General features: G+C 70.4%; 26 protein-coding genes and 1 pseudogene. 18 read left to right on the forward strand and 9 right to left on the reverse strand.

Annotation, left to right across the window (positions count from 1 at the left end):
• The first annotated feature begins 189 nt into the window (after positions 1–189).
• Both FE633_RS24605 and FE633_RS24610 read left to right on the forward strand, forming a co-directional pair.
• Entirely contained in the window at positions 190–861 is a 672-nt protein-coding gene (locus FE633_RS24605) for a response regulator (protein WP_171060110.1), read from the forward strand.
• A complete protein-coding gene (locus FE633_RS24610; protein ID WP_138047362.1) occupies positions 858–1976 on the forward strand; it encodes a sensor histidine kinase in 1119 nt (372 codons plus the stop codon). Before FE633_RS24605 ends, FE633_RS24610 begins: the two co-directional genes overlap by 4 nt.
• 332 nt (positions 1977–2308) lie before the next feature.
• Here FE633_RS24610 and FE633_RS48655 read toward each other — a convergent pair whose 3' ends face one another.
• The gene (locus FE633_RS48655; protein WP_342791211.1) at positions 2309–2497 is read right to left on the reverse strand and encodes a nuclear transport factor 2 family protein; all 189 of its coding nucleotides are present in this window, start codon (positions 2495–2497) and stop codon (positions 2309–2311) included.
• 6 nt (positions 2498–2503) lie between these two features.
• On the reverse strand, positions 2504–2857 hold the full coding sequence (locus tag FE633_RS48660; protein WP_246113818.1) for a nuclear transport factor 2 family protein: 354 nt from the start codon (positions 2855–2857) through the stop codon (positions 2504–2506).
• A 314-nt stretch (positions 2858–3171) separates the two neighbouring features.
• Between FE633_RS48660 and FE633_RS24620 the strand changes: the two genes are divergently transcribed.
• From FE633_RS24620 to FE633_RS24630, 3 genes are all read left to right on the forward strand, one after another.
• Positions 3172–3753, forward strand: a complete 582-nt coding sequence (locus tag FE633_RS24620; RefSeq protein ID WP_138047363.1) for a TetR/AcrR family transcriptional regulator — start codon at positions 3172–3174, stop codon at positions 3751–3753.
• Between the two features lie 342 nt (positions 3754–4095).
• Positions 4096–4722 carry an NAD(P)-dependent oxidoreductase gene (locus tag FE633_RS24625; protein WP_138047364.1) on the forward strand — a complete coding sequence of 209 codons (627 nt, stop codon included), beginning with the start codon at positions 4096–4098 and terminating at the stop codon, positions 4720–4722.
• A gap of 254 nt (positions 4723–4976) precedes the next feature.
• Complete coding sequence (locus tag FE633_RS24630; RefSeq protein ID WP_138047365.1) at positions 4977–5453, forward strand: tautomerase family protein; 477 nt, start codon at positions 4977–4979, stop codon at positions 5451–5453.
• 28 nt (positions 5454–5481) lie between these two features.
• On the opposite strand, the gene FE633_RS24635 is transcribed toward FE633_RS24630, so the two are convergent.
• Positions 5482–6066 (reverse strand): TetR/AcrR family transcriptional regulator, encoded by a 585-nt coding sequence (locus tag FE633_RS24635; RefSeq protein ID WP_246113819.1) that lies wholly within the window; start codon positions 6064–6066, stop codon positions 5482–5484.
• 189 nt (positions 6067–6255) lie between these two features.
• Here FE633_RS24635 and FE633_RS48665 point away from each other — a divergent pair, with 189 nt between their 5' ends.
• The 8 genes and pseudogenes from FE633_RS48665 to FE633_RS24670 all read left to right on the forward strand — a co-directional run bounded on the left by FE633_RS48665 (position 6256) and on the right by FE633_RS24670 (position 13147).
• Positions 6256–6579, forward strand: a complete 324-nt coding sequence (locus tag FE633_RS48665) for a hypothetical protein (protein ID WP_246113820.1) — start codon at positions 6256–6258, stop codon at positions 6577–6579.
• Positions 6504–6929 (forward strand): PaaI family thioesterase, encoded by a 426-nt coding sequence (locus FE633_RS48670; protein ID WP_246113821.1) that lies wholly within the window; start codon positions 6504–6506, stop codon positions 6927–6929. The genes FE633_RS48665 and FE633_RS48670 overlap by 76 nt, the downstream gene beginning before the upstream one ends.
• Positions 6930–7156: 227 nt before the next feature.
• Positions 7157–8200 carry an AraC family transcriptional regulator gene (locus FE633_RS24645; protein ID WP_138047367.1) on the forward strand — a complete coding sequence of 348 codons (1044 nt, stop codon included), beginning with the start codon at positions 7157–7159 and terminating at the stop codon, positions 8198–8200.
• A gap of 56 nt (positions 8201–8256) precedes the next feature.
• A complete protein-coding gene (locus tag FE633_RS24650) occupies positions 8257–9777 on the forward strand; it encodes a flavin-containing monooxygenase (protein ID WP_138047368.1) in 1521 nt (506 codons plus the stop codon).
• 2 nt (positions 9778–9779) lie between these two features.
• Positions 9780–10916 (forward strand): serine hydrolase domain-containing protein, encoded by a 1137-nt coding sequence (locus FE633_RS24655; RefSeq protein WP_138047369.1) that lies wholly within the window; start codon positions 9780–9782, stop codon positions 10914–10916.
• A gap of 136 nt (positions 10917–11052) precedes the next feature.
• Positions 11053–11666 (forward strand): annotated as a pseudogene (locus tag FE633_RS48675) (AMP-binding protein).
• 61 nt (positions 11667–11727) lie between these two features.
• Positions 11728–12051, forward strand: coding sequence for a putative quinol monooxygenase (locus tag FE633_RS24665; protein WP_138047370.1), 324 nt, complete (start codon positions 11728–11730; stop codon positions 12049–12051).
• Positions 12052–12127: 76 nt separating this feature from the next.
• Entirely contained in the window at positions 12128–13147 is a 1020-nt protein-coding gene (locus FE633_RS24670) for a zinc-dependent alcohol dehydrogenase (RefSeq protein ID WP_138047371.1), read from the forward strand.
• 332 nt (positions 13148–13479) lie between these two features.
• Here the strand turns inward: FE633_RS24670 and FE633_RS48680 are convergent, their stop codons facing one another.
• Complete coding sequence (locus tag FE633_RS48680) at positions 13480–13689, reverse strand: MmyB family transcriptional regulator (protein WP_281291255.1); 210 nt, start codon at positions 13687–13689, stop codon at positions 13480–13482.
• A 176-nt stretch (positions 13690–13865) separates the two neighbouring features.
• The gene (locus FE633_RS24680; RefSeq protein WP_138047372.1) at positions 13866–14831 is read right to left on the reverse strand and encodes a pirin family protein; all 966 of its coding nucleotides are present in this window, start codon (positions 14829–14831) and stop codon (positions 13866–13868) included.
• A 132-nt stretch (positions 14832–14963) separates the two neighbouring features.
• Between FE633_RS24680 and FE633_RS24685 the strand changes: the two genes are divergently transcribed.
• The 3 genes from FE633_RS24685 (at position 14964) to FE633_RS24695 (ending at position 16342) form a co-directional block, all read left to right on the forward strand.
• Entirely contained in the window at positions 14964–15446 is a 483-nt protein-coding gene (locus FE633_RS24685) for a MarR family winged helix-turn-helix transcriptional regulator (protein ID WP_138047373.1), read from the forward strand.
• Entirely contained in the window at positions 15443–15889 is a 447-nt protein-coding gene (locus FE633_RS24690; RefSeq protein WP_138047374.1) for a MarR family winged helix-turn-helix transcriptional regulator, read from the forward strand. Before FE633_RS24685 ends, FE633_RS24690 begins: the two co-directional genes overlap by 4 nt.
• Positions 15890–15994: 105 nt before the next feature.
• Positions 15995–16342: a tetratricopeptide repeat protein gene (locus tag FE633_RS24695; protein ID WP_138047375.1), complete on the forward strand. Its 348-nt coding sequence runs from the start codon at positions 15995–15997 to the stop codon at positions 16340–16342.
• A gap of 190 nt (positions 16343–16532) precedes the next feature.
• On the opposite strand, the gene FE633_RS24700 is transcribed toward FE633_RS24695, so the two are convergent.
• Positions 16533–17933, reverse strand: coding sequence for a PepSY-associated TM helix domain-containing protein (locus FE633_RS24700; RefSeq protein WP_138047376.1), 1401 nt, complete (start codon positions 17931–17933; stop codon positions 16533–16535).
• A gap of 187 nt (positions 17934–18120) precedes the next feature.
• Here FE633_RS24700 and FE633_RS24705 point away from each other — a divergent pair, with 187 nt between their 5' ends.
• Positions 18121–18774, forward strand: a complete 654-nt coding sequence (locus tag FE633_RS24705; RefSeq protein WP_138047377.1) for a peptide deformylase — start codon at positions 18121–18123, stop codon at positions 18772–18774.
• A gap of 102 nt (positions 18775–18876) precedes the next feature.
• Here the strand turns inward: FE633_RS24705 and FE633_RS24710 are convergent, their stop codons facing one another.
• Positions 18877–19404 (reverse strand): hypothetical protein, encoded by a 528-nt coding sequence (locus FE633_RS24710; RefSeq protein WP_246113822.1) that lies wholly within the window; start codon positions 19402–19404, stop codon positions 18877–18879.
• A 45-nt stretch (positions 19405–19449) separates the two neighbouring features.
• Positions 19450–20880: a dihydrolipoyl dehydrogenase family protein gene (locus tag FE633_RS24715; protein WP_138047379.1), complete on the reverse strand. Its 1431-nt coding sequence runs from the start codon at positions 20878–20880 to the stop codon at positions 19450–19452.
• 119 nt (positions 20881–20999) lie between these two features.
• On the opposite strand from FE633_RS24715, the gene trxA reads away from it, so the two are divergent.
• Entirely contained in the window at positions 21000–21386 is a 387-nt protein-coding gene (gene trxA, locus FE633_RS24720) for a thioredoxin (protein WP_138047380.1), read from the forward strand.
• A gap of 70 nt (positions 21387–21456) precedes the next feature.
• On the opposite strand, the gene FE633_RS24725 is transcribed toward trxA, so the two are convergent.
• Positions 21457–22893, reverse strand: coding sequence for a benzaldehyde dehydrogenase (locus FE633_RS24725; RefSeq protein WP_138047381.1), 1437 nt, complete (start codon positions 22891–22893; stop codon positions 21457–21459).
• Positions 22894–22938: the final 45 nt, after the last annotated feature.

Below are 22938 nucleotides of genomic sequence, written 5' to 3' on the forward strand. Positions count from 1 at the left end.
GCTCTCAGGCTGGAGACCGGGCGAGCCGCGGAGTATCCGGCAGAAGGCTGCCGTGCCCCTGCCGACTGGAGGGTGATACCCCGCCGGGTGGCTGGAGCTGGCACCCGAGACGCTGCAGGGACGCTCTGGGGCTTTAGGGTCGAGGCGGTATGAGCCGGGCGGTAGGGACGAAGGTGAGGCGGAGCGCACGTGATCCGGGTAGTGGTGGTGGACGACGAGGCCTTGGTGCGGTCGGGGTTCGGGCTCATCCTGGGCGCGGCCGAGGACATCGAGGTCGTCGCGACCGCAAGCGGCGGCGACGCCGTGGAGACCGTCCGCCGCGAGCGGCCCGACGTGGTCTTGCTGGACATCCGGATGCCGGACGTCGACGGCCTCACCGTCCTGCGCGAGCTGCGGACGATGCCGGACGCTCCCGTGGTGGCGATGCTGACCACGTTCGACGCCGACGAGTACATCCTGACCGCGCTGCACTCCGGCGCGGCCGGTTTCCTCCTCAAGGACACCGAGCCGGACCAACTCGCCCACTTGGTGCGCACCCTGGCCGCGGGCGGCGTGGTGCTCTCCCCCAAGGCGTCGCGGACCCTGCTGCACAGCCACCCCGGCACCGAGGCGGCCGTCGACGAGGAGGCGGCCCGCGTCCGGCTGCTCACCGCCCGCGAGCGGGACGTCCTCCTCCTGGTGGCGGAGGGCCTGTCGAACGCCGACATCGGGTCCCGCATCCACCTGGGTGCCGGCACAGTCAAGGACCACGTCAGCGCGATCCTCACCAAGCTGCGGGTGACCAGCCGGGTGCAGGCCGCGCTGCTGGCGCAGCGGGCCGGGCTGCTCGACGAGCGCCCGCAGCCGGAGGCCACACGATGAATCGCGCACGTGTCCTGTGGGAGCGGGTTCCCGCGCCGGTCGTCGACATCGTCCTGGTGGCGGTGGCCGCCCTGGACGTATGGCCGAGCCTGTGGGACGACACGCGTCCCGGCGTCGCGCCGGCCACGTTCGGCTGCGCCGCGCTGGCCTTCCGGCGCAGGTTCCCGCTCTGCGTCTTCCTGCTCACCTTGCCCATCGCGCTGACGCAGCCGATCGCCCTCGCCCCGCTCGTGGCGCTGTTCACCCTGGCCGAACGCTCCCGCAACCGTCCTCTCCTCGCGGGATGCGTCGCCCTGGCCGCAGTCGCGGGCAGTATTCCGTGGCCCCTGGCCAGTTTCGCCGAGGTCGGCCGGACCATGACGCTGATCGACTTCGTGTACAGCCTGGCCACCGCCGCGGCCCCGGTCCTCTTCGGACAACTCCTCCAGGCGCACCGGGACTTGGCGCGGCGGCTGACGGAGATCGAGGAGGCCAGGGAGCACGAGCGGGCCCTGCACGCCCAGGCCGTGCTCGCCCGCGAACGCGCCCAGCTGGCCCGCGAGATGCACGACGTGGTCTCCCACCAGGTCAGCCTGATCGCCGTACAGGCCGGAGCCATGCAGGTAGCCGCCAAGGACCCGAACGCCAAAGAGGCCGCCCGCACGATCCGTTCGCTGGGCGTCACCACACTCGACGAACTGCGCACCATGGTCACGCTGCTGCGCGCCTCCGGCGGCCAAGCCACCGAGCTGACGCCTCAGCCCACCCTGGCCGACCTGCACAAACTCGTGGAATCCAGCGGCACTCACGCACAGCTGAAAGGTGAACTCCCGCCCACCGTGGGCACACCGGCCCAACGGGCCCTGTACCGCACGGTCCAGGAAGCGCTGACCAACGTCCGCAAGCACGCCCCCGGCGCCAACGCCCGCGTCGAGCTGTGGCAGGACGGCGACAACGTCGGAGTGACCGTCGCCAACACCCCGCCCACACGTCCCTCCTTGTCCCTGCCCGGATCACAGCACGGTTTGGTCGGCCTGCGGGAACGGGCCGACATCCTCCACGGCACCCTGGAGGCTGGCCCGACCACGGAGGGCGGCTACCGGGTGCGGCTGCGGATTCCCCTCAGCGCGGACTGACCGACCAGGACCTCATGCCGGCACGTCGGCTGCGCCGGCTCACCAGACCCGCCGCTCGGGCTCCGTGCGCCCCACTTCGGGGACCTTCTGCAGACGTGTGGCCTCGACGTCCAGTCGGCAGGATGCGCCCGGTGGCTTGAAATCTTTCCTCGGCCGAGCCGGGCGACGACACCGCATGCCTCCGCGAACGCCGGTCACCGTTCCTGGAGACCGCAGCAGCGTGGTGCCCGAGGTGACCCGGTGCCACCGGTGATGTGCGGGCCGGCGAGCCGACGGAAGCCGCTCGGGGGGGGCTGGCGCTACCGCAAGGCGTGTGCGAGGCAGCGGTGCGCTCAGAACATGGTGTTGTCGTTGGCCGATGTTTCAGGCACTGCCTGGAGTACGTCCCAGTGCTCGACGATCTTGCCGTTCTTCAGCCGGAGGATGTCTGCCGCCGCCGTGCCGCGGTCGGTCGGGGAGGTCGTCACGTGGCTGTGCAGCATGACGAGATCGCCGTCGGCGAGGGCCCTCTTGAAGTCGATCCTGACTTATGGGGCCGCCGCGATGAAGGCTTCCGCCCAGGCGACGAATGCCTCCTTGCCGTCGGCGATCTGGGGGTTGTGCTGGATGTAGGGGGCGCCCAGGTAGCGGTCTGCGGCCTCCCGGGGCTTCTTGTGGTTGATGGCGAGGTCCAGGAACGCGATCGCGATGCGCTTGTTGCCCACTTCCTGGCTCACCCGGACGCCGTGCGGGATGGCCGCAGCGAGTGCCTCCGCCGGTGCCGGTGCCGGCAGCGGGGTGCCGGCACCGGCGGAGGCTGTGGTGCATGCGGTCAGCGCGGCCGCGGCGAGGATGTCCGCGCTGAGGAAGGTGGCACCGCGGCGGAGCACAGGGGTGTTCATGCTTGTCTCCAGAGTTGTACCCGGCTGTTGGTCCGTGGTCCCGGATCGACCTTCGGCACAGATCTGGAACGTGTCGGGAGCGATCCGGCAGGCAGACGAATCAGGAGGCGTGTCCGAAGAGGGGGCAAGGCCGGGTCATGATCAGGCAGGGATATGGAGGGCGGACGCCGGTGGCCCACGCCACCGGCCAATGACGCCGAACGATTTCGCCCACTATGGTGAAACACAAGCGGACAGCAGTCCGGTATGGAGAACGTAGCGGACTGGTGTCCGGTTAAGCAAGAGCTTCGGATGCAAGCCCGGGAGGAGGGCATGTGAAGTCAAGGACTGGCGGGCCGCAGCGGTCGGACGCGCAGCGCAACCGGGAGCGCATCCTGGAGGTGGCACTGGTCGAACTGTCGCGTTCTCCGGACGCCCCGCTGATCACGATCGCCAAGAAGGCGGGCGTCGGACAGGGCACGCTCTACCGCAACTTCCCCAATCGCGAAGCGCTCATCCTCGAGGTGTACCGCCACGAGGTGCAGCAACTCACCGACAGTGCGGCCGAATTGCTGAGGACCACGGAGCCCGACCAGGCCCTGCGTACGTGGATGGACCGCCTCGCCCGCTTCATCATGGCCAAGACCGGGCTGGCCGACGCGCTACGTCAGGCCGCCGGCACGACGGGAGGGCCGGAGTCGTCGGGATACTCGCTGGTGGTCGGATCGATCGAATCCCTGCTCAATGCCAACCACGAGGCCGGCACCATCCGCCCGGGGGTGACCGCCGACGACTTCCTCCTCGCCATCGCCGGCATCTGGCAGATCGACATCCGCGGAGACTGGCACGCCAAGACCACCCGGCTGCTGGACCTCATCATGGACGGCCTGCGCGCGGGGGCGCCGGGGCGGCACTGAGGGCAGCCGGGCCCGCGGCAGCGGCGAGAGGCCGGGGGTGGTCGGCGGAATCCGTGCGACTTCCCCGCCCTGCCGTCTGCCGCTCTGGATCCGCTCGGTGAATACGTCCGGCTCGGCCCCTTCGCGCCGTGCCCCCCTCACCAGTCTCTGTGGACTCGCTGTCCGGCGTCCATGCTCGGCCGTACCGGGATCCGGTCTTGCTAACCGGACAGGTGTCCGCTACCTTCTGGATAGCGGACAGCTATCCGCTTCGGCCTCTGTCTTTGCGACACACATGCGACCGCTGACGCGACAGGCGCACGCGCACCCCGCCCCCACACGCTCACGGAAGATTCCCTTGCCATGAAACTGCTCATCCTCGGTGCGACCGGCCCCACCGGTCGCCATGTCGTCGACCTGGCCCTGCGCTCCGGTGACTCGGTCACCACCTTCGTACGCAACCCGGCGGCTCTCGGTGACCTGGCCGACAAAGTCACGGTGGTCACCGGAGACGCCACCTCGCACCGCGACGTCCTCGCCGGCGCGGCCGGTCACGACGCGATCATCTCCGCCCTCGGCAGGAGCACCTCGGTGCGCGCCGACGAACTCTTCACGCGCTCCTCTGCGGCCGCGATCGGCGCCGCCAAGGAAGCGGGCATCTCCCGACTGGTGTGGCTGTCCTCCTTCGGCGTCGGCCACACCCTCGGCTGGTCGAGCACCACACAGAAGGCGATCTACCGCACGCTGCTGCGGTCGATCTACGCCGACAAGGACATCGCGGACGAGCGCATCCGCTCCAGCGGGCTGGACTGGACCGTGGTCTACCCGACCCGGCTGACCCACGGCCCCGCCAAGGGCGCCTACAAGGCGGGAGACCGGCTGCCGATGAAGGGCAACCCGACCATCAGCCGCGCGGACGTGGCCGGCTTCATGCACCAGGCGGCACATGACAGCGAATGGATCCACCGCAGCCCCGTGATCACCGACTGACGATTTCGCAGAGCGGTGGAGCGACGAGGTGTCCCGCTGACCGTCGTGGATCTGGGTCGGCCCGACCCCCGCGATCGCTTCAGCAGTGAGATGCCCCTCGTGCGGCCCGATCAGCATGTCGCCTGGGCCGCCATTCACGAGACGCCCTCTGACCCGTGGCGTGCCCTGGACCGTACCCGGGGGCGGACCAGATATGACAGTTGTTATGGAGGTGTGTAATCTGCCGCCCATAACGACTGTCATAGGAGGATGTCGTGACCATCATCACCGTGAACACGCCCAAGGGGCGCCTGACCCTGGAGCAGCGCCGCGAGCTGGCCGAGACGCTGACGGACGCGGTACTGGTGCCCGAGGTGGGCCAGTTCGCTCCGGCCGCGCGGCCCGGGTTCCAGGTGCACTTCGTGGAGCGCGAGCGGGACATGATGGCCATCGGCGGCCGACTGCTGGCGGACGCCGACCCGGAACTCGACGTGATGGTGATCGATCTCGCGGTCATGGACGCCGCCTGGCCGCCGGAGGTACGGGCCGAGGTCATCGAGCGCGTGCTGGCCGCGCTGGCGGCGGCCTGCGGGCTGGAGAAGCCGGCGCCGGCCTGGTGGGTCAACTTCCGGGTGATCGACGAGGGCAGCTGGGGCTCGTCCGGCGGTGTGCTGTCGATCCTGCCGCTGCTTCAGAGCGGAGTGTTCACGGAGGAGCGGGTCAAGGCGGTCCGTGCCGCGCTGGGGACCTGAAGCCCGAGCTGTCGAGTGCGAGCCGGGCTCAGTCCTTGACCGCGGCAAGGATGAGCGCCCGCAGCTGCTCGGCGGTGCGATCGAGGGGCTGGGTGCTGCGCTTGGCACGGCACATGGCCACGGTTCCCTCGACGGCCGCGACGATGAGCGTCGCGAGGTCCGCCGCCCGCTCGGGCTCGGCACCGTGCTCATGCAGGGAGTCGGCGAGCAGTCCCTCCCATGTGGTGAAGACGTCGGCAGCCGCCGCCAGGACGGCGGACGTCTCGCCGGCGGCCGGTTCCTCGATGGAGACCGCGAGGACGGGGCAACCGGCTCGGAAGTCACTGTCGACGACGATCTTGCGCCAGAGAGCGAGGAAAGCTTGCAGACCGGCGACCGGACCAGCCCGCAGTTCCTTGCGCAGGTTGCGCGAGGTCCACTCGCCCGTGTAGCGCACGGCCTCGGTGACCAGTTGCTGCTTGCCCTCGGGGAAGTAGTGGTACGTCGACCCGAGCGGCGCCCTGGCGTGCTTGGCCGTCTCGCGGATGCTCGTCGCGTTCAGGCCACGCCGACTGATCATGTCGGCCGCACCGGCCACGATCCGATCACGCGCTGACGGACTGGACTTGGTCACCTGCGAACCCCTTCTGATCCCTGGACTATAACAATTGTCATAGTCTACCGCCATCGTCTCCAGTAGCGACTGTCATAGGTCCTGCTGTGTCGCCGAAACGGACACGCACAGCGTCTCAAGCCCATCTTCGTCCGGGCCGTTGGCTGACCACGCCACCCAGAACTCGCCCCCCACACACGGAGAAAGCCGATGCACACCCCCCTCACCGAGCCGCCCGCTGGAGCGGGAGCCGAGTCCCTGGAACACCAGAAGGCGGCCATCACCCGCCTGGGACACGAACTGCGCGCACTGGTGGAAGCCACGGTCCGCACCGCCGCCTCGCCTGACACCCTCCACCGGGTGGCGGACGGCGTCCGCCATGTCACCGGCCAGTTGACCGGGCGACGGCGCACACGAGCGGAGATCCCCGAAGTGGACGGGTTCCCCGGGGGCCGCGGATGTACAGCCCTGTCGTCGGGGCGGGCAGCCCGCTGGCCCCGCCCGTGCACATCACGCCCACCGACGACGGCCTGATCGGTCACTGCACGCTGGGCTTCGCCCACGAAGGCCCGCCCGGCTACGGCCACGGCGGCTTGAGCGCCATGCTCCTGGACGAACTCATGGGCCAGGCCTGCACCGCCGCTGGAACTCCCGGTCTGACCGTCTCCCTCCAGATGCGCTACCACCAGCCCATACCGCTGGAGACACCACTGCGAATCCTCGGACGCGTCACCGGCACGGAGAACCGCAAGATCTTCGTGACCGGAGCGATCACCACCCAGGCGGCCCCTTCCACAAACCTGGTCACCGCGGACGGTGTCTTCATCGCGCCCGACCCCGACCAGGTCCGCGCACTGTTCCCCGGCCTGCGGGAAGAAGCGTGACAGAGGGCTGCTGAGACGTGGCCCGGTCGGGCACCCCGCCACACCTGCGTGGCCATCTTCCGCGAGGGCTGCCCTGGTTCGGCGCACGGGCTGAGACGCCAGGCGCGCGGACCGATCCGCCCTCCTGTGACCGGGGCCCGTACGAAGCTGCGGATGTCCGTGCCATAGGTGCGACCGGGCTGGATTCGTGGAGACCGCGCCGTGTCGCCGACGAGGATGGTTGACGCATGCAGATGGAGATCCGGGCCGCTGCGATCCGCGGCATCGATCGTCTGATCGACGACCTTGGTGGCGACGGGGCGGCACTGTTGTCCGAGTTCGGTGTTTCGCCCGCTGATCTGGACTCCGAGCACGGGCTGTTGCCGACGGTGACGGCCGGGCGGATCCTGCGCAGTGCCACGAAGAGACTCAACTGCCCGGACTTCGGGCTGCGTCTGGCGGCGTATCAGGACCTTTCCATGCTCGGCCCACTGGCTCTGGCGGTCGGGAACTGCGACACCGTCGGAGAGGGGCTGGACTGCGCGTCGCGATTCCTGTACGTGCACAACCAGGGGATTCGTCTGTCGCGCGCACAGGATCCCGAACACTACGCGGGGGTCGGGGCGATCGAATACCGGATGCTGCATCCGGACATCCCGTACGAACCGCAGACGATCGACGCGGGTCTGGGGCTGCTGCACCGCAATCTCATCACGATGAGCGGGGGTTACGAGCTGCTCGGGGTGTACATGCCCCATCCACCGCTGACCGACGAGTCGGTGTACACCGACTTCTTCCGCGCGCCGGTCCGGTTCGACACCGGCCGTGCCCTGTTGCGGCTGCCGACGAAGCTCTTCGCCCAGCCGATGTCGACCCCGGTCAATCCCGAACTGCGGCGCATGGTCGTGGAGTACCTGGAGGCGCACTACACCGATCCACGCGAGAGCGTCGTGACCACGGTGCGGTCGGCGGTCAGCCGCGCACTGGGCACGGTCCCGGCGAGGATCGATCTGGTCGCGGAGTGGCTGCACATGCATCCGCGCACGTTGCAGCGCCGACTGGCGCAGGAGGGCACCTCGTTCCAGGCGATCGTCGACGACGTCCGCAAGAACGCGGCGCACCGGCTGCTGACGGGGACCGACATGCCGTTCTCCCAGGTCGCGTCGCTGGTGGAGCTGGCCGGACAGGCGGCCCTCACTCGTGCGGCGCGCCGCTGGTTCGGCAGGACGCCGACGCAGGTCCGCCGTGACGCCAGGTACGCGTCCACCGCACGGCGTGTCGCGCAGAGTTAAATTTTTGTCGCCTGGGGTTAAGCGACGTCTTCGGAGCGCTTCCATACTCGGGTGCCATGACCAGTCCCCCTCACGCCTCGCTGCCCGGTCATGTCGACGTCCTGATCGTCGGCGCGGGTATCTCCGGTATCGACGCCGCGTACCGAGTGCAGTCACAGTGTCCCGATCGGTCGTACGCCGTGCTGGAAGCCCGCGAGTCCCTGGGCGGGACGTGGGACCTGTTCCGGTATCCGGGGGTCCGTGCCGACTCCGACATCTACACGCTCAGTTTTCCCTTCCAGCCCTGGACCGGCGAGAACTCCATGGCCGACGGGGACGAGATCCTCGACTACCTGCGGCGCACCGTGGACCGCTTCGGCATCGACCGCCACATCCACTGCTCCACGAAGGTGGTCGCGGCCAACTGGTCGGGCAAGACGGCCCGTTGGACGGTGACCGTCGAGCAGCGCGAGGGCGACGACGGACCGCGGCGGTCCACCGTGACCTGCTCATTCCTCTACCTGTGCACCGGCTACTACGACTACGAGCGCGGGCACGACCCGCAGTTCCCGGGCATCGAGTCCTTCGCCGGGACGGTGGCGCATCCGCAGTTCTGGCCCGAGGGGCTCGACCACACGGGCAAGCGTGTCGTAGTGATCGGCAGCGGCGCGACCGCGATCACCATCGTCCCCGCGATGGCCCGCGACGCGGCGAAGGTGACCATGCTGCAACGCACGCCGACCTGGATCAGCGCGTTGCCGCGGCGCGACCGGTTCGCCGCCAGGGTCAGGCGGCGGCTGCCCGCCGCACTTGCGCACCGGGTCATCAGGGCGCGCAACGCCACCTACTCCAACGGCTTCTACCACTACTGCCGGCGCTTCCCGGACCGCGCGCGGACGCTGCTGACCAGGGCCGCCGCGCGACGGATCGGCGAGGAGGCGGTGCGCGAGCACTTCACCCCGTCGTACGCGCCGTGGGACCAGAGGGTGTGCATCACGGCCGACGCGGACCTGTTCAAGGCGATCCAGCGCGAGGAGGTCGAGGTGGTCACCGATCACATCGACGGCTTCCTCGCCGAGGGGATCCAGCTGCGGTCGGGCAGGGTGCTGCCGGCCGACATCGTGGTGACGGCGACCGGGCTGCGCATGCTGGCGTTCGGCCATATCGCGGTGAGCGTCGACGGCGAGCCGGTCGAGCCCGCGCGTCACCTGCTGTGGCGGGGCACCATGCTCAGCGACGTGCCGAACCTCGCGCTCTGCTTCGGTTACGTCAACCTGTCCTGGACGATGCGGGCGGATCTCACCGCGCGGCTGGTGTGCCGCGTCCTCAACCACATGCGCCGCGCGGACCTCGCGGCGGTCACCCCGCCCGCGGAGCCCGGTGTCCGGGAGCAGCCCATGATCGAGCTGGCGTCCGGCTACGTCCAGAGGGGCGTCCAGAGCTTCCCCCGGCAGGGCCACCGCGCCCCGTGGCGGATGCGCCAGACCTATCTGCTGGACACCGCCGACATCGCGCGCGCGAGCCTTGGCCGCGAGTTGCACGGCGTGCCTGGCGCGTCGGTGCGGCCGGTCGGCGACTGCACCCGGCTGGGAGGCTGACCATGGCGGATCTGGACGGAGTGTGCGACGAGCGCTTCGCGGAGGTGGCCGCGCGGCTGTCCGAGAACCTCGACGCGGGCGACGAACTCGGCGCCTCGATCGCGGTCCTGGTAGACGGGGAGCCAGTGGTCGACCTGTGGGGCGGCTGGGCCGACCAGCGCCGTACCGCGCCGTGGCGGCGCGACACGATCACCAACGTCTGGTCGTGCACGAAGACGGTCACGTCCCTGGCGGCGCTGCTGCTGGTGGAGCGCGGACTGCTCGACGTCGACGCCCCGGTGGCCCGGTACTGGCCGGAGTTCGCCGCGCGCGGCAAGGAGGGCGTGCTCGTCCGGCACCTGCTGTCGCACACCTCCGGCGTCTCGGGGTGGGACCGGCCGGTGACCGTCGCGGACGTCCGCGACGTGCCGGCGTCGACGGCCCGGCTGGCCGCGCAGGCACCGTGGTGGCCTCCGGGCACGGCGTCCGGCTACCACCTGCTCAACTACGGGCACTTGGTGGGCGCGTTGGTCAGGCGGATCGACGGGCGCACCCTGGGCCGGTTCGTCGCCGAGGAGATCGCCGGTCCGCTCGGTGCCGACTTCCACATCGGTCTGCCGGACTCCGAGTTCGCCAGGGTCGCCGATGTCGTACCGCCGCCGCTGCGGTCGAGTGATCTCGTCGGCGCCGATCCGAACGGTGTGGCGATGAAGACGTTCACCGGTCCCCTGGGCGGTGCCGAGGAGTCGTGGCGCCCCGAGTGGCGCCGCGCCGAGATCGGCGCGGCGAACGGCCACGGCAACGCCCGGTCGCTCGCCAGGATCCACTCCGTCATCGCCTGCGGGGGCACGCTCGACGGCGTACGCCTGCTGTCGCCACGGACCATCGACCTGATCTTCCGTCAGGCGACGGACGGGCCGGATCTGGTGCTCGGGGCGCACTTGCGCTTCGGCATCGGGTTCGGGCTGCCGTCCCCGGCGGTGCCGTATCTCCCGGAAGGACGGATCTGTTTCTGGACCGGATGGGGTGGATCGGTGGTCGTGATCGACACCGAACGCCGGGCGGCGATCTCGTACGTCATGAACAACATGGGCACCGGGCTGCTCGGCAGCGACCGCACGACCCAGTACGTCAAGGCCGCTTTCGCGGCCCTGGATTGAAGGTGCGCCAATGAGTTTCGCCAGTCCCCACGCCGACGTGGAGCTGCCTGATCCTGGGCTGCACGCCTACCTGTTCGCGGGTCTGGGCCCCGCCGAGCTGGACCGGGTCGCGCTGGTCTCCGCGGAGTCCGGTGAGATGCTGACGTACGGGTCTTTGCGGGCCGGCGTCGACGGGTTCGCCGCCGAGCTGACGGCGCGTGGCGCCGGCCCCGGCGACACGGTGGCGCTGCTGTGCCCGAACGTGCCGGCGTTCGCGGTCGCGTTCCACGGGATCCTGCGGGCGGGCGCCACCGTGACCACGGTGAACGTGCTGTCCACCGCTGCGGAGATCGCCAAACAGCTGACCGCCTCCGGGGCGCGGACGCTGGTGACGCTGACGGCCCTGGCCTCGACGGCCGGGGAAGCGGTGGGCGCGGCCGGGCTCGACGCCGCCGCGACCCTGCTGCTGGACGCCGAGCGTCCGCGTCCGCCTCGGCGCCTGCGCCCGACCGGTTCGACCCGGCCGAGCGAGTGGCCGTGCTGCCCTACAGCTCCGGCACCACGGGCGTACCGAAGGGCGTGATGCTGACCCATCGCAACCTGGTGGCCAACATCGCGCAGCTCGCGCCGGTGCTGGACCTGCGTTCCGACGACGTCGTGCTGGCGGTCCTGCCGTTCTTCCACATCTACGGCATGACGGCGCTGATGAACACGACGCTGGCCGCACGCGGCCGCATCGTCACCATGGCCCGGTTCGACCAACCCCTGTGACCAGCGGCCTGCAACATCTGCCATAGTTATGACGAGTGTTATATCGAGAGAGGTGTACCCCATGCCCGAGCCGGTAGTCCTGGTGGCGACCATGGTCGCCAAGCCGGGCCAGGAAGAGCTGGTCGAGAAGACGTTGACGGCAGCGGTGCCCGCGGTGCACGCCGAACCCGGATGTCTGCGCTACGCGCTGCACCGCAAGGCGGGCACCACCGGCGAGTTCTTCATGATCGAGAAGTGGACCTCGCAGGAGGCGCTGGGCGCGCACATGAAGGGTGCCGCGATGCGCGAGGTGGGCGTCGCCCTGGCACAGGCACTGGCCGGACCGCCGGACGTGGTCTTCCTGGACGCCGTCCCCGCCGGCGACCCGGACGCCGGCGCCGTCTGACCGACCACGGGGGCCGGTCCGACGGGCAACACCGGTCGGCCCGGCCCGGGACCCCACGAAACCGAGGAGCTTTCCCATGAAGAGCCTGATGTTCGTCGCGCCCGGACAGCTGCGCTTCGACGAGGTCGACGCCCCCGCCATCGTCGAGGGCACGGACGCGCTCGTGCGCCCGCTCGCGGCCACGACCTGCGATCTCGACCACCATGTCATCGCCGACAAGACCCCGTTCTCCGGATTCGGCCCGTTCCCGCTCGGTCACGAGTGCGTGGGCACGGTGGTAGAGGTCGGCCCCGACTGCACGGAGGTCGCGGTCGGCGACGTCGTCGGCGTCGCGTGGCACATCGCGTGCGGCACCTGCGCGCAGTGCGAGCTCGGGCACACCGCCCGCTGTCTCGCCCACGGCGACGCCCAGTACGGCCTTCCGGTGAACGGAGCCTGGGGCGGGACCTTCGACGAACTCATCCGCGTTCCCTACGCGGACTTCAACCTCGCCAAGCTGCCCGCCGGGGTCGACCCCGTGCACCTGGCCTCGATCGGCGACAATCTCGCCCTCGGCTGGGAGACGGTGATGCCGACCGTCGCCCAGATCACCGACCCGAAGATCGCGGTCTTCGGCGGAACCGGCTCCATCGGCCTGTACTGCGTCGACGTCGCAGTCCACTGCGCCGGCGCCCGCACCGTCTACTACGACGACGACCCGGTCAGGATGAAGGTCGCCGAGCAGCTCGGCGCCGAGGTCCACGACGTCAACGGCAAGCGGGAGAAGGACTTCCACCTCGCCGTGGACGCCAGCTGCAACCCCGAGCGGCTGCGCAAGGCGCTGCTGTCGGTCGTGCCCGAGGGCCACGTCAACAGCGTCGGCATCTACTTCGACGAGGTCCAGCTCCCCCTGCTCGCGCTCTACCAGCGCGGAGTCCACTTCCACAACGGCAAGGGACACGCGCGGCCGAACATGACGCCGACCCTGGAGGCGGTGGCCGCCGGCACGCTCCACCCCGAGCTGGTCACCAGCGGAATCTACGGCTGGGACGAGATCCCCGGCGTGCTGACCTCCGACCGGGCCGGCCACAAGCCGATCTTCGTCCTGGAGAACTGAGGCATCGGGGCCGTCGGTCTGTCGCGGAGAGCACCGCTCGAATGGCGACGCCGAGGTGATCGGCGGCCCGTCCGAGCGGTGCGGGCCGCTCAGCAGGAGCGGGGCACCTCGTGCGTCCACGGACCGGATCGCCGCCGCGCCAAGTGCTGTGCCGTCGCCGGCACGGGACTCCGGTCGACGCAACGCTTGATAGCGAAAAGTTCTCCGTCGCCGACAGAGATACCCCCCCAATCCTGCAAAAGGGTGCCGAGGCGTCTGGCCGGACCTCGGTCCCCTTGACCGGGTCCGGCCGGTCGTAGCCCGCCGAGACCAAAGCCAAGGTCAGACGGGCCCTACTCCGCCAGGCTCTGCATGCCGATCACCGACAGCAACTCCAGCTTCTCGGCGGACTCGCTGCCCGGCTCGGCCGAGTAGCCCAGGATGCGCAGGCCACTGCCGTCCACCCGGAGCACGTTGTATTCCAGCGTCAGCATGCCCACCTGCGGTTGGTCGAGCCTCTTGTGGAGGACTTCCAGACTGCCGACGACGCCCGCATCCCACAGCTCGGCGAACTACTCGCTTCCTGCGCGCAGCTCGGCGATCATCCGCCGCAATTGGACGGCCCCACGGAGACCGACAGAGCCCCTGGCAGCAAACCCCAACCCCATGAGCTGGGGACGGGCGGGCAAGTCGCGGTAGCCACTCGACCCGCGCGACCGTCATCCCGCATTTCCCCTGGTCAGCGGACTCTTCCCCGCGGTTTGAGCGGCACGGGCGGGAGTTGGGGAGCAGGCAGTGGAGCACCGTCGTATCCCTTCACCTCACCGAACCGGGAGCCCGTCATCCAGTCCGAACGGGCCTGTGCGATGTCATCTTGGGATCTGCCGATGAAGTTCCACCACATGATCAGCTCCTCCTCGAAGGGTTCGCCGCCGAGGAGCATGAGGCCCGCGTCCGATTCGGCGCGCAGGGGCAGTTCGGAGCGTCCGCAGCCGAGGTAGAGCATGGAGCCCGGGAGGACCGGCACCCCGTCGACACGGGCTTCGCCGGACATGGACAGGACGGCGTACTCGAAGTCCGGCTCCAACGGAAGGCGTACGTCGGTGCCCTGGGCGAGCGCCAGGTCGGCGCCGACGATCGGGGTGTACGTCGTACCGGGTGAGGTGGCGCCGTCGACGGAGCCGAGGATGAGCGTGGCTCGCAGACCGGGAGCCGTGACGACGGGCAGTTCCGCGTGGTACTCGAAGCGCGGGTCGGTGTGGCGGTGGCCGTCGGGCAGGGCGACCCACAGCTGCGCCCCGTGCAGAAAGCGGGCGTGCGACTTCGGGCTCTCCTCCGAATGGGCGATGGCCCGGCCGGATGTCATCAGGCCCAGCTCACGCGAACGGATCGTCTGGAGGCTGCCGGTCGAGTCGCGGTGCAGCACCTCGCCCTCGTGCAGCCAGCTGACGGTCTGCAGGCCCATGTGCGGATGGGGCGGGACCTGCATGCCGGGCTCGTCGGCGATGTCGTCGGGACCGTAGTGATCGACGAAGCACCAGGCGCCGACCATGCGCCGGCCCAAGTTGGGCAGCAGGCGGCGGACTTCGGTGGACTCGCCGAGCTTGACCTTGCGGGGGCTGAGGAGCTCGCGCACCGGTTCGGCCACCACGAAACCCCGGCCGCCGCACAGAGCGGGAACCGCCTCACGCTCAAGATTGCTCATGACGCTCAACCTAGACCCGTGAAGGCCTCTCCGTCAGGCCCGTCCCCCGGACCGCCGAGCGACACGGGGCGCAGAACCGGCGCACGCGCCAGTTACTAGCCATGGATATAGTAGCCATGTACTGTATCTCTCATGAGCACAACACCCGAGGGCGCGACGCCCGGATTCCTCGTCTGGCGTCTGTCGATGAAGTGGCGGGTTGCCGTGGACCGGGCGGTGGCACCCCTGGGCCTCACACACGCGCAGTACTCACTGGTGGCGTCGTTGCACGGCATGCACCGGTCCGGACTCCGTCCCAGTCAGCGGCAACTCGCCGACCACACCGGACTCGAACCGCTGTACGTGTCGAAGCTCGCCCGGGCCCTGGAGGCCGCCGGTCTCGTCGAGCGCACCCGGGACCCCTCCGACCCCCGCGCGGTGCAGCTGTCACTGACCGAGCAGGGGCAGGAGGTCACTCGCCGCGCGATCAAGGTCGTACACGGACTCCTGGAGCAGTTGCTCACGCCGCTCGGGGGCCTCGACAGTCAGCGCGCCCAGGCGTTCAGCCGCGAGCTGGCGACCCTGCTCGACGCACCTCTTGATCCACCCACCGAGAACGAGACGGAGCAGTCATGACCACCAGCACACCCACCGTCGACGGCCGGATCATAGGCCTGGCCCACTACGCGGGCCGCGCCGTCCTCGAGCGCGTACTGGCCGGCAGCGGCCACACGTTCACCCAGTTCGTGACACTCAGGGCCGCCGCGGTCGGCGGCGACTTCGTGGAGCGCGACCGGCTGGTGGACAGCGTGACCGGGACCCTGAAGATCGAAGCACCGGCCATACAGGCCGCCGTCGACGAGCTGACGACCGCGCACCTGCTCGAAGGGGTTCGCACGGAAAAGTCCCGGCTGCGCGTCACGGACGCCGGCCGACAGCTGTACGAGCGCGTCGCCGCCGAGACCGCCGAAGCCTCCGCCCGCATCTACGCCGGGATCCCGCCCGAGGACCTGGCGACGGCAGGCCGTGTACTGGCACTCGTCACCGAGCGGGCGAACGCCGAACTGGCTCGCGCCTAGCCGGCAGACGAGGTCGCGGGACACCCCCACACGGTCGGCACAGTCGACGAGGTCATGGAATATTCAACAAAACTGTGCCGTTGTGGCCGTCGAAGGAGGTCGACAGTGGACACGACGTACTACGACCACGGCACGGCCGCGGAGCGCTGGGAGCGTGCGCGGATGTTCTTCGACGCCAAGGACTACGCCGCGGCGGCACGGACCCTGGACGGCCTGGTCGAGGAGGTGCCGGAGCAGGTCGGACCGCGCCTGCTGCTGGCCCGTGCGTACTACCACTCGGCCCAACTGCGCCGCGCCGAGGCCCAGTTGCGGGTGCTCGTCGAGCGCGACCCCGTGGAGCACTACGCCCGCCTGATGCTCGGACGCACACTCCAGCGGCAGGGGCGGCACGAGGAGGCCGAGCCGCACATGAAGCTCGCGTCGGCTCTCGCCGGGGACTTCGAGTCACTGTGAGCGCCTGCCGAAGGTCCGCCCACAAGGGACGCGCCCCTCGCGCGCCGGCGCGCGGTGCGGCCGGAGGCACCCCCGCCACCGGCCGCGCCCGCGCCCACCCACAACAACGCCGGCGACACCCGAACAGCTCCCCCACCAAGGCGAACGCCCCCGCTACCGTGCACGGCCACCCGGGATGGGCCATGCGCACCTACTGGGCGTACGTGCGCTTGCCGCGGCGGTACGCGATTTCGCCGAGGGTCACGTCCGCGGCGATGAAGACCGCCAGGGGGATGCCGAGGAGTGGGACGAAGTAGCCGAGGACGGCGATGGCGGCCATGAGCGGGACGAGGACGTGGGCGGGGACCTGCTGCCAGGCGCCGCGCGGGATGGGGCGGCCGAAGGCGGAGTCGCGGCCGCGCTGCCACCACATGCGGTAGCCCCACAGGATCAGCAGGATCAGAGAGAGGGCGAGGCCCATCAGGGCGATCTGGTTGACGATGCCGAACAGGACGCCGGTGTGCGCGTCGATGCCCCAGCGGGTCAGCTTCGCCAGCACCGGATAGTCGGCGAAGCGCACCACGTCGATCACCTCGCCGGTCGTCGGCTCCACGGCGACCGCGTCCTGCTTGGTGGGCCAGCTGCGCTGGATCTGCTTGACGACGTACGCGGACGACGCGTCGGCCGGCGGCACGATCTCCACCGGGTCGCTCAGGCCCTCGGCGCGCCCGGCCGCCAGGACCTTGTCGAGACCGACCCCGTGCTCGACACCCCCCTCGGCCGAGGCGGACCCGTGGCCGGCGTGCTCGCCGCCCGCCGTCGCCGACACGGAGGGAGTGGCCTGGTGGAGCGAGGTACGCAACGCGTCGATGTGGGAACCGGCGTACGCCGACCAGGTCAGGCCCGTCGCCGACAGGAAGAAGAACCCGGCGGCCGCCCAGACGCCGACCGTGCCGTGCAGCCCCAGCGTGCGGCGGCGACCGCTGGTGCCGCGGAGCTTCCGCTGCGTGCGGCGGCGGCTGAACCACAGGACCAGGCCACCGCCCGCGATCACCCACAGCCAGCTGGCCGCCAGTTCGCTGTAGAGGCGGCCGGTCTCTCCGAGGTGCAGGTTCGCGTGGAACTGGTCGATCCAGGTGCGCAGCGGGAGCGCGCCGGTGGATCCGTACTGTTCCAGCGCGCCGCGCACCTTCCCGGTGTACGGGTCGACGAAGACGGCGAGGGTGCGGTCCTCGTCGACGCCCGGCACGCCGGACAGCAGCACCCTGGTGGTCGCGTCCGCCTCCGGCGAGGGGCGGACGGCGGAGACCGTGCCCTGCGGGTGTGCCTTGCGGGCGGCGGCCACCTGCTCGGAGATGGGCAGCTCGCGGTCGCCGACCGGGACGGTCATCTCATGCCCGTACATGATCTTCTCGGCCTGGAACGACGCCGCGTACAGCAGCCCGGTGGTGGCCGCGACGAGCAGGAAGGGGGCGACGAGGATCCCGGCGTAGAAGTGCAGCCGCAGCACCAAGGGGCGCAGCGCCGCCCAAGGGCCGCGCGGCGGCGCGGGCGTGACGGATTGCGAGGCCTCGGGGGAATCATCCGTCTCGGTCGAGGGAGCGGTGGTCATCAGCTGGCTTCTCCGGTCGGACAGGGGACGGGCCGTGCTCGGCCGTGGCGATCCAGAAGTCGGACTACGGGGGCGGCGAGTTCCCGGGCACTTTTGTGGCGTGCGTCATACGGGGGCTCTGGTTATCCCGGTCGTGCGCGTGCGGCACGGGCTCGCGTGGGGCGATCCGTGTTGGCATGCTGGCGCGATGGCATCTCCCGTTGATCGCACATCTCTCAGGGACCAGGTCGAGGAACTCCTCGCGGGTACCGGCCCGTTGCCCATCGTCAGCGCCGGCGATCCGGTGCTGCGTCGCGTCGCCGAACCCTTCGACGGGCAGCTGGACCCCGCGCTGCTGACGCGCTTCATCAGCGCCCTGCGCGACACGATGTACGCGGCACCGGGCGTCGGCCTCGCCGCGCCGCAGGTGGGCGTACCCCTGCGCCTCGCGGTCATCGAGGATCCGGCGCCTGTACCGGACGAGGTGCGCGAGGCGCGCGGCCGGATACCGCAGCCGTTCCGGGTTCTGGTCAACCCGGAGTACGAGCCCGAGGGCACCGGCCGCGCCGCGTTCTTCGAGGGCTGTCTGAGCGTCCCGGGCTGGCAGGCGGTGGTGGCCCGCCCGCACCACGTACGCCTCCGGTGCCTGGATGAACTCGGCCGACCGGTCGACGAGTTGTTCACCGGCTGGCCCGCCCGCATCGTCCAGCACGAGACGGACCACCTGAACGGCACGCTCTATCTGGACCGTGCGGAGCTGCGCTCCCTGTCCTCGAACGAGGCGATGGCGGAGCGGTGGACACAGCCGACCCCCCGGCGGGCAGCCGCGGAACTCGGCTTCGCCTGGGACGAGGAGAGGTGAGGGCACCGGGCCGGCATGCCCGGTGCCCTCACGTCCTCAAGGCACCTTCCTCAAGGGGCCATCCTCAAGGGGCCATCCTCACGGCACCGTCCTCAAGGGGCCTCACCGGCCCAGGTCGGCATAGCGAACGACCTGGTGCGCGAGTGCGATGACCGCGGCCAGCTCGGCCGCCGAGACCAGGAGCAGGAGCCAGTACAGCGGGCCGAACAACCAGTACACGACGAGGGCGGCGAACGGAGCCACGCAGAACGCCAGCAGGTCCACGGCGAGTTGGATCCGCTTTCGGGAGTGGCGGCGGTGGTCGCTGCGGTGTGCCGACTCCCAGCCGAAGACCTCGGGGTTGCCCGGCGCGAGTTCCTTGAGCCGCGGGGCCAGTTCGTCCCGTACGTAGCGGCCGATCGCCGAGATCTTCTCGTCATTGACCAGGTAGGTCCAGCCGAGGAGCACCGAGAGCGGGGGCAGCAGCAAGAGCATTTCCACGTGGCCGCCGCGGGCCAGCGTGGAGCCGATGACAGCTGCCATGACGCCGAGGGTGGCGTACAGAAGGTTGTCGCGAAAGCCGATGCGGGCCCGCTGTTCCTGCTTGACCTGGTCGTATTCGGCGAGCAGGAGCTGACCGGTGTCGATCAATGCTGTTCCCCCTATCCCCTGTTCCTCCCCATCCCCTCTGCGTCCCTATCCCCTGTACGTCTCCAACAGCCGCAGCCACACCTCGCTCACGGTCGGATAGGCCGGTACCGCGTGCCAGAGCCGGTTCAGCGGGACCTCTCCGGCGACCGCGATCGTCGCGGAGTGGAGGAGTTCGCCCACTCCGGGGCCGACGAAGGTGACGCCGCGGAGGATTTCCTCGTCGAGGTCGACGATCATGCGGGCGCGGCCGCGGTAACCGTCGGCGTAGAGACTGGCGCCGGCGACCGAGGAGAGGTCGAAGTCGACGGCGCGGACGCGGTGGCCGGCCTGTTCCGCCTCGGCGAGGGAGAGGCCGACCGCGGCCGCCTCCGGGTCGGCGAAGACGACCTGGGGGACGGCGGCGTGGTCGGCGGTGGCGGCGTGGGCGCCCCACCGGTCGGACTCCAGGAGGGGCACGCCGGCGGCGCGGGCCGCGATCGCTGCACCCGCGATTCGGGCCTGGTACTTGCCCTGGTGGGTCAGCAGCGCACGGCGGTTGACATCGCCCACCGCGTACAGCCACTCGCTGCCCGTCACCCGGCAGCTGTCGTCGACCGTGAGCCAGGAGCCGGGCTCCAGGCCGACCGTGTCGAGCCCGATGTCGTCGGTGCGCGGAGCGCGGCCGGTGGCGAAGAGGATCTCGTCGGCCTCGATCCGGTCGCCCCGGTCCGTCGTGACCACGACCGTCGGGCCCTCCCGCGTGACCGACTCCACCGATGTGCCGGTCCGCACGTTCGCGCCCGCCTCCGCCAGCGCTTCGGCCACCAGCTCTCCGACGAAGGGCTCCATACGGGGCAGCAGGCCTTTGCCGCGGACGAGGACGGTGACCTCGGAGCCGAGGGCCTGCCAGGCGGTGGCCATCTCGACACCGACGACACCGCCCCCGACGACCACGAGACGGCCTGGTACCGCCTGGGCGCCGGTGGCATCGCGGCTGGTCCACGGCTTGACCCGGTCGATGCCCGGCAGGTCCGGCACGGCGGCGCGGCTGCCCGTGCAGACGGCCACGGCGTGCCGCGCGGTGAGCACGTGCCGCTCGCCCTCGGGCCCGTCAACGGTGACCCGGCGCGGTCCGGCGAGCCGCCCGTGGCCGCGGTAGAGGACGGCTCCTGTGCTCTCGAGCCACTGGACCTGGCCGTCGTCCTTCCAGTGGGAGGTGAAGGAGTCACGGCGGGCGAGGACCGCCGAGGCGTCGAGGGGACCCTGCACGGACTGGCTCAGGCCGGGCAGGCGGCGCGCGTCCGCACGGGCGATGACCGGGCGCAGCAGGGCCTTGCTGGGCATGCAGGCCCAGTACGAGCATTCGCCGCCGACCAGTTCGCTCTCCACGACCGCCGTGGAGAGGCCGGCCGCGCGAGCGCGGTCGGCGACGTTCTCCCCCACGGGGCCGGCTCCGAGTACTACTACGTCGTACGCGATGGATTCCGATTCCGTCATGGGCTCAGTCTGGTTGTTGGTGTGCGCCGTTTCCACACGGGTACGTGCGCGGAATACGCCGCCGGACGGCTCCGTTGTGGACAGCGGAGCCCCGACACCAGGAAGTGGGAATCAACGCCATGAGCAGCACCGTGGAGCTCACCAAGGACAACTTCGATCAGATGGTCACGGACAACGAGTTCGTCCTGATCGATTTCTGGGCGTCCTGGTGCGGTCCGTGCCGGCAGTTCGCACCCGTCTACGAGAAGGCGGCGGAGTCCAACCCCGACCTGGTCTTCGGCAAGGTGGACACGGAGGCGCAGCCGGAGCTGGCCGCGGCCTTCAACATCCAGTCGATCCCGACGCTGATGATCGTCCGCGACCAGGTGGCCGTCTTCGCCCAGCCCGGGGCGCTGCCCGAGTCCGCCCTGACGGACGTCATCGGGCAGGCCCGGAAGCTGGACATGGACGAGGTCCGCAAGTCCATCGCGGAGCAGCAGGGCCAGCAGGCCGAGCAAGCCGAGTAGGCCGATTAGCCGAGCAGGACCAGCGGGGCCGGTATCCAGGCAGGAGCGGTAACCCAGTACGGGTGCCCGCCTAGAACGGGTACCCCGCCACGTCCCCGCGCACCGTCGTCCACCGCACGTCGGTGAAGGCCTCCAGGTTGGACTCGCCGCCGAACCGGGCGCCGGTGCCGGAGGCGGCGCGTCCGCCGAAGGGTGCGACGGCCTCGTCGTTGACGGTCTGGTCGTTGATGTGGACGATCCCGGTGGGTATGCGCTCGGCCAGCTCCAGGCCGCGCGCGCTGTCGGCGGTCACGATGCCGAGGGACAGCCCGTACGGCCCCGCGGCGGCGAGGGCCGCGGCCTCGTCGAGCGTGCCGAAGGAGCGTACGGGCGCGACGGGGCCGAAGACCTCCTCGGAGTACGCCGGGATCCGGTCGTCGACGTCGGCGAGGACGGTCGGCCGGTAGAACAGTTCCTCGTGCGTGCCGCCCGCCGCCAGCTTCGCGCCGAGGGCGGTGCTGGACTCGACCAGGCCGTGGATCTTGCCCAGTTGGGCGCGGTCGATGATCGGCCCGAGGTGGACCTGCTCGCGGTGCGGGTCGCCGACGGCGAGCGAGTCGGCCTTGGCGGCGAGCCGCTCCACGTACTGGTCGTACAGCGAGGCGTGCACCAGGTGGCGGCCGGTCGTCATGCAGATCTGACCCTGGTGGAAGAAGGAGCCCCAGGCCGCCGTGGAGATCACGGCGTCGATGTCGGCGTCCTCCAGGACGATGAGGGCGGAGTTGCCGCCCAGCTCCAGGTGTGCGCGCTTGAGGTGGCGCCCGGCGGCCTCGCCGACGGCGCGTCCGGCGGCGGTGGAGCCGGTGAAGGAGATCACCGGCACCTGGGGGTCGGCGACGAGTGCCTCGCCCGCGTCGGGTCCGCCGGGCAGCACGTGCAGCAGGTCCTCGGGCAGGCCCGCCTCGGCGAAGACCGCCGCGAGTGAGAGTCCGCCGCAGACGGCGGTGCGCGGGTCGGGCTTCAGGACGACACTGTTGCCGAGCGCGAGCGCCGGGGCGACGGAGCGTATGGAGAGGATCAGCGGGGCGTTGAAGGGGGAGATCACGCCGACGACACCCACCGGAACGCGCCGGGTGTAGGAAAGGCGCGGCGCCTCGGAGGGCAGCACCTGGCCGGCCGGACGGGAGGCGAGTGCGGCGGCCTCGTAGCACTCCTGGGCGGCGACGTGCAGTTCGAAGTCGGCCTTGCCCGGTATGGAGCCGGACTCGCGCACGATCCAGTCGCGCAGTTCGTCGGCGTGCGCGGTGAACAGGTCACCGGCCTTGCGCAGCACGGCGGCGCGCACGAAGTGCGGAGCGCGGGCCCAGTCGTGCTGGGCGGCGTGAGCCGCCTGCGCGGCCGCCCGGACGTCCTCGCCGGTGGCGAGGGTGACAGCGCCGAGCGTGTCGCCGGTGGCGGGCTCCGTGATGGCGTACTCAGCCCCTGACAGGGTGCGGGACTGCCAGGTCTTCGGGTCGAGCAGCGGCATGCCTGATCTCCGATCGATGACTCACGGGGCATGGGGAACCCCATG

This window comes from Streptomyces montanus (assembly GCF_005786655.1).
Taxonomy (GTDB): Bacteria; Actinomycetota; Actinomycetes; order Streptomycetales; family Streptomycetaceae; genus Streptomyces; species Streptomyces sporangiiformans.

Excerpts from the sequence above, each read along its gene's own strand:
- FE633_RS24705 (WP_138047377.1), top strand. The coding sequence starts at position 18,121 with ATGGCATCTCCCGTTGATCGCACATCTCTCAGGGACCAGGTCGAGGAA.
- FE633_RS24715 (WP_138047379.1), bottom strand. The coding sequence starts at position 20,880 with ATGACGGAATCGGAATCCATCGCGTACGACGTAGTAGTACTCGGAGCC.
- FE633_RS24670 (WP_138047371.1), top strand. The coding sequence starts at position 12,128 with ATGAAGAGCCTGATGTTCGTCGCGCCCGGACAGCTGCGCTTCGACGAG.
- FE633_RS24690 (WP_138047374.1), top strand. The coding sequence starts at position 15,443 with ATGACCACCAGCACACCCACCGTCGACGGCCGGATCATAGGCCTGGCC.
- FE633_RS24725 (WP_138047381.1), bottom strand. The coding sequence starts at position 22,893 with ATGCCGCTGCTCGACCCGAAGACCTGGCAGTCCCGCACCCTGTCAGGG.
- FE633_RS24680 (WP_138047372.1), bottom strand. The coding sequence starts at position 14,831 with ATGAGCAATCTTGAGCGTGAGGCGGTTCCCGCTCTGTGCGGCGGCCGG.
- FE633_RS48670 (WP_246113821.1), top strand. The coding sequence starts at position 6,504 with ATGTACAGCCCTGTCGTCGGGGCGGGCAGCCCGCTGGCCCCGCCCGTG.
- trxA (WP_138047380.1), top strand. The coding sequence starts at position 21,000 with ATGAGCAGCACCGTGGAGCTCACCAAGGACAACTTCGATCAGATGGTC.
- FE633_RS48665 (WP_246113820.1), top strand. The coding sequence starts at position 6,256 with ATGCACACCCCCCTCACCGAGCCGCCCGCTGGAGCGGGAGCCGAGTCC.
- FE633_RS24650 (WP_138047368.1), top strand. The coding sequence starts at position 8,257 with ATGACCAGTCCCCCTCACGCCTCGCTGCCCGGTCATGTCGACGTCCTG.
- FE633_RS24655 (WP_138047369.1), top strand. The coding sequence starts at position 9,780 with ATGGCGGATCTGGACGGAGTGTGCGACGAGCGCTTCGCGGAGGTGGCC.
- FE633_RS48660 (WP_246113818.1), bottom strand. The coding sequence starts at position 2,857 with ATGAACACCCCTGTGCTCCGCCGCGGTGCCACCTTCCTCAGCGCGGAC.
- FE633_RS24610 (WP_138047362.1), top strand. The coding sequence starts at position 858 with ATGAATCGCGCACGTGTCCTGTGGGAGCGGGTTCCCGCGCCGGTCGTC.
- FE633_RS24645 (WP_138047367.1), top strand. The coding sequence starts at position 7,157 with ATGCAGATGGAGATCCGGGCCGCTGCGATCCGCGGCATCGATCGTCTG.
- FE633_RS24700 (WP_138047376.1), bottom strand. The coding sequence starts at position 17,933 with ATGACCACCGCTCCCTCGACCGAGACGGATGATTCCCCCGAGGCCTCG.
- FE633_RS24685 (WP_138047373.1), top strand. The coding sequence starts at position 14,964 with ATGAGCACAACACCCGAGGGCGCGACGCCCGGATTCCTCGTCTGGCGT.
- FE633_RS24665 (WP_138047370.1), top strand. The coding sequence starts at position 11,728 with ATGCCCGAGCCGGTAGTCCTGGTGGCGACCATGGTCGCCAAGCCGGGC.
- FE633_RS24625 (WP_138047364.1), top strand. The coding sequence starts at position 4,096 with ATGAAACTGCTCATCCTCGGTGCGACCGGCCCCACCGGTCGCCATGTC.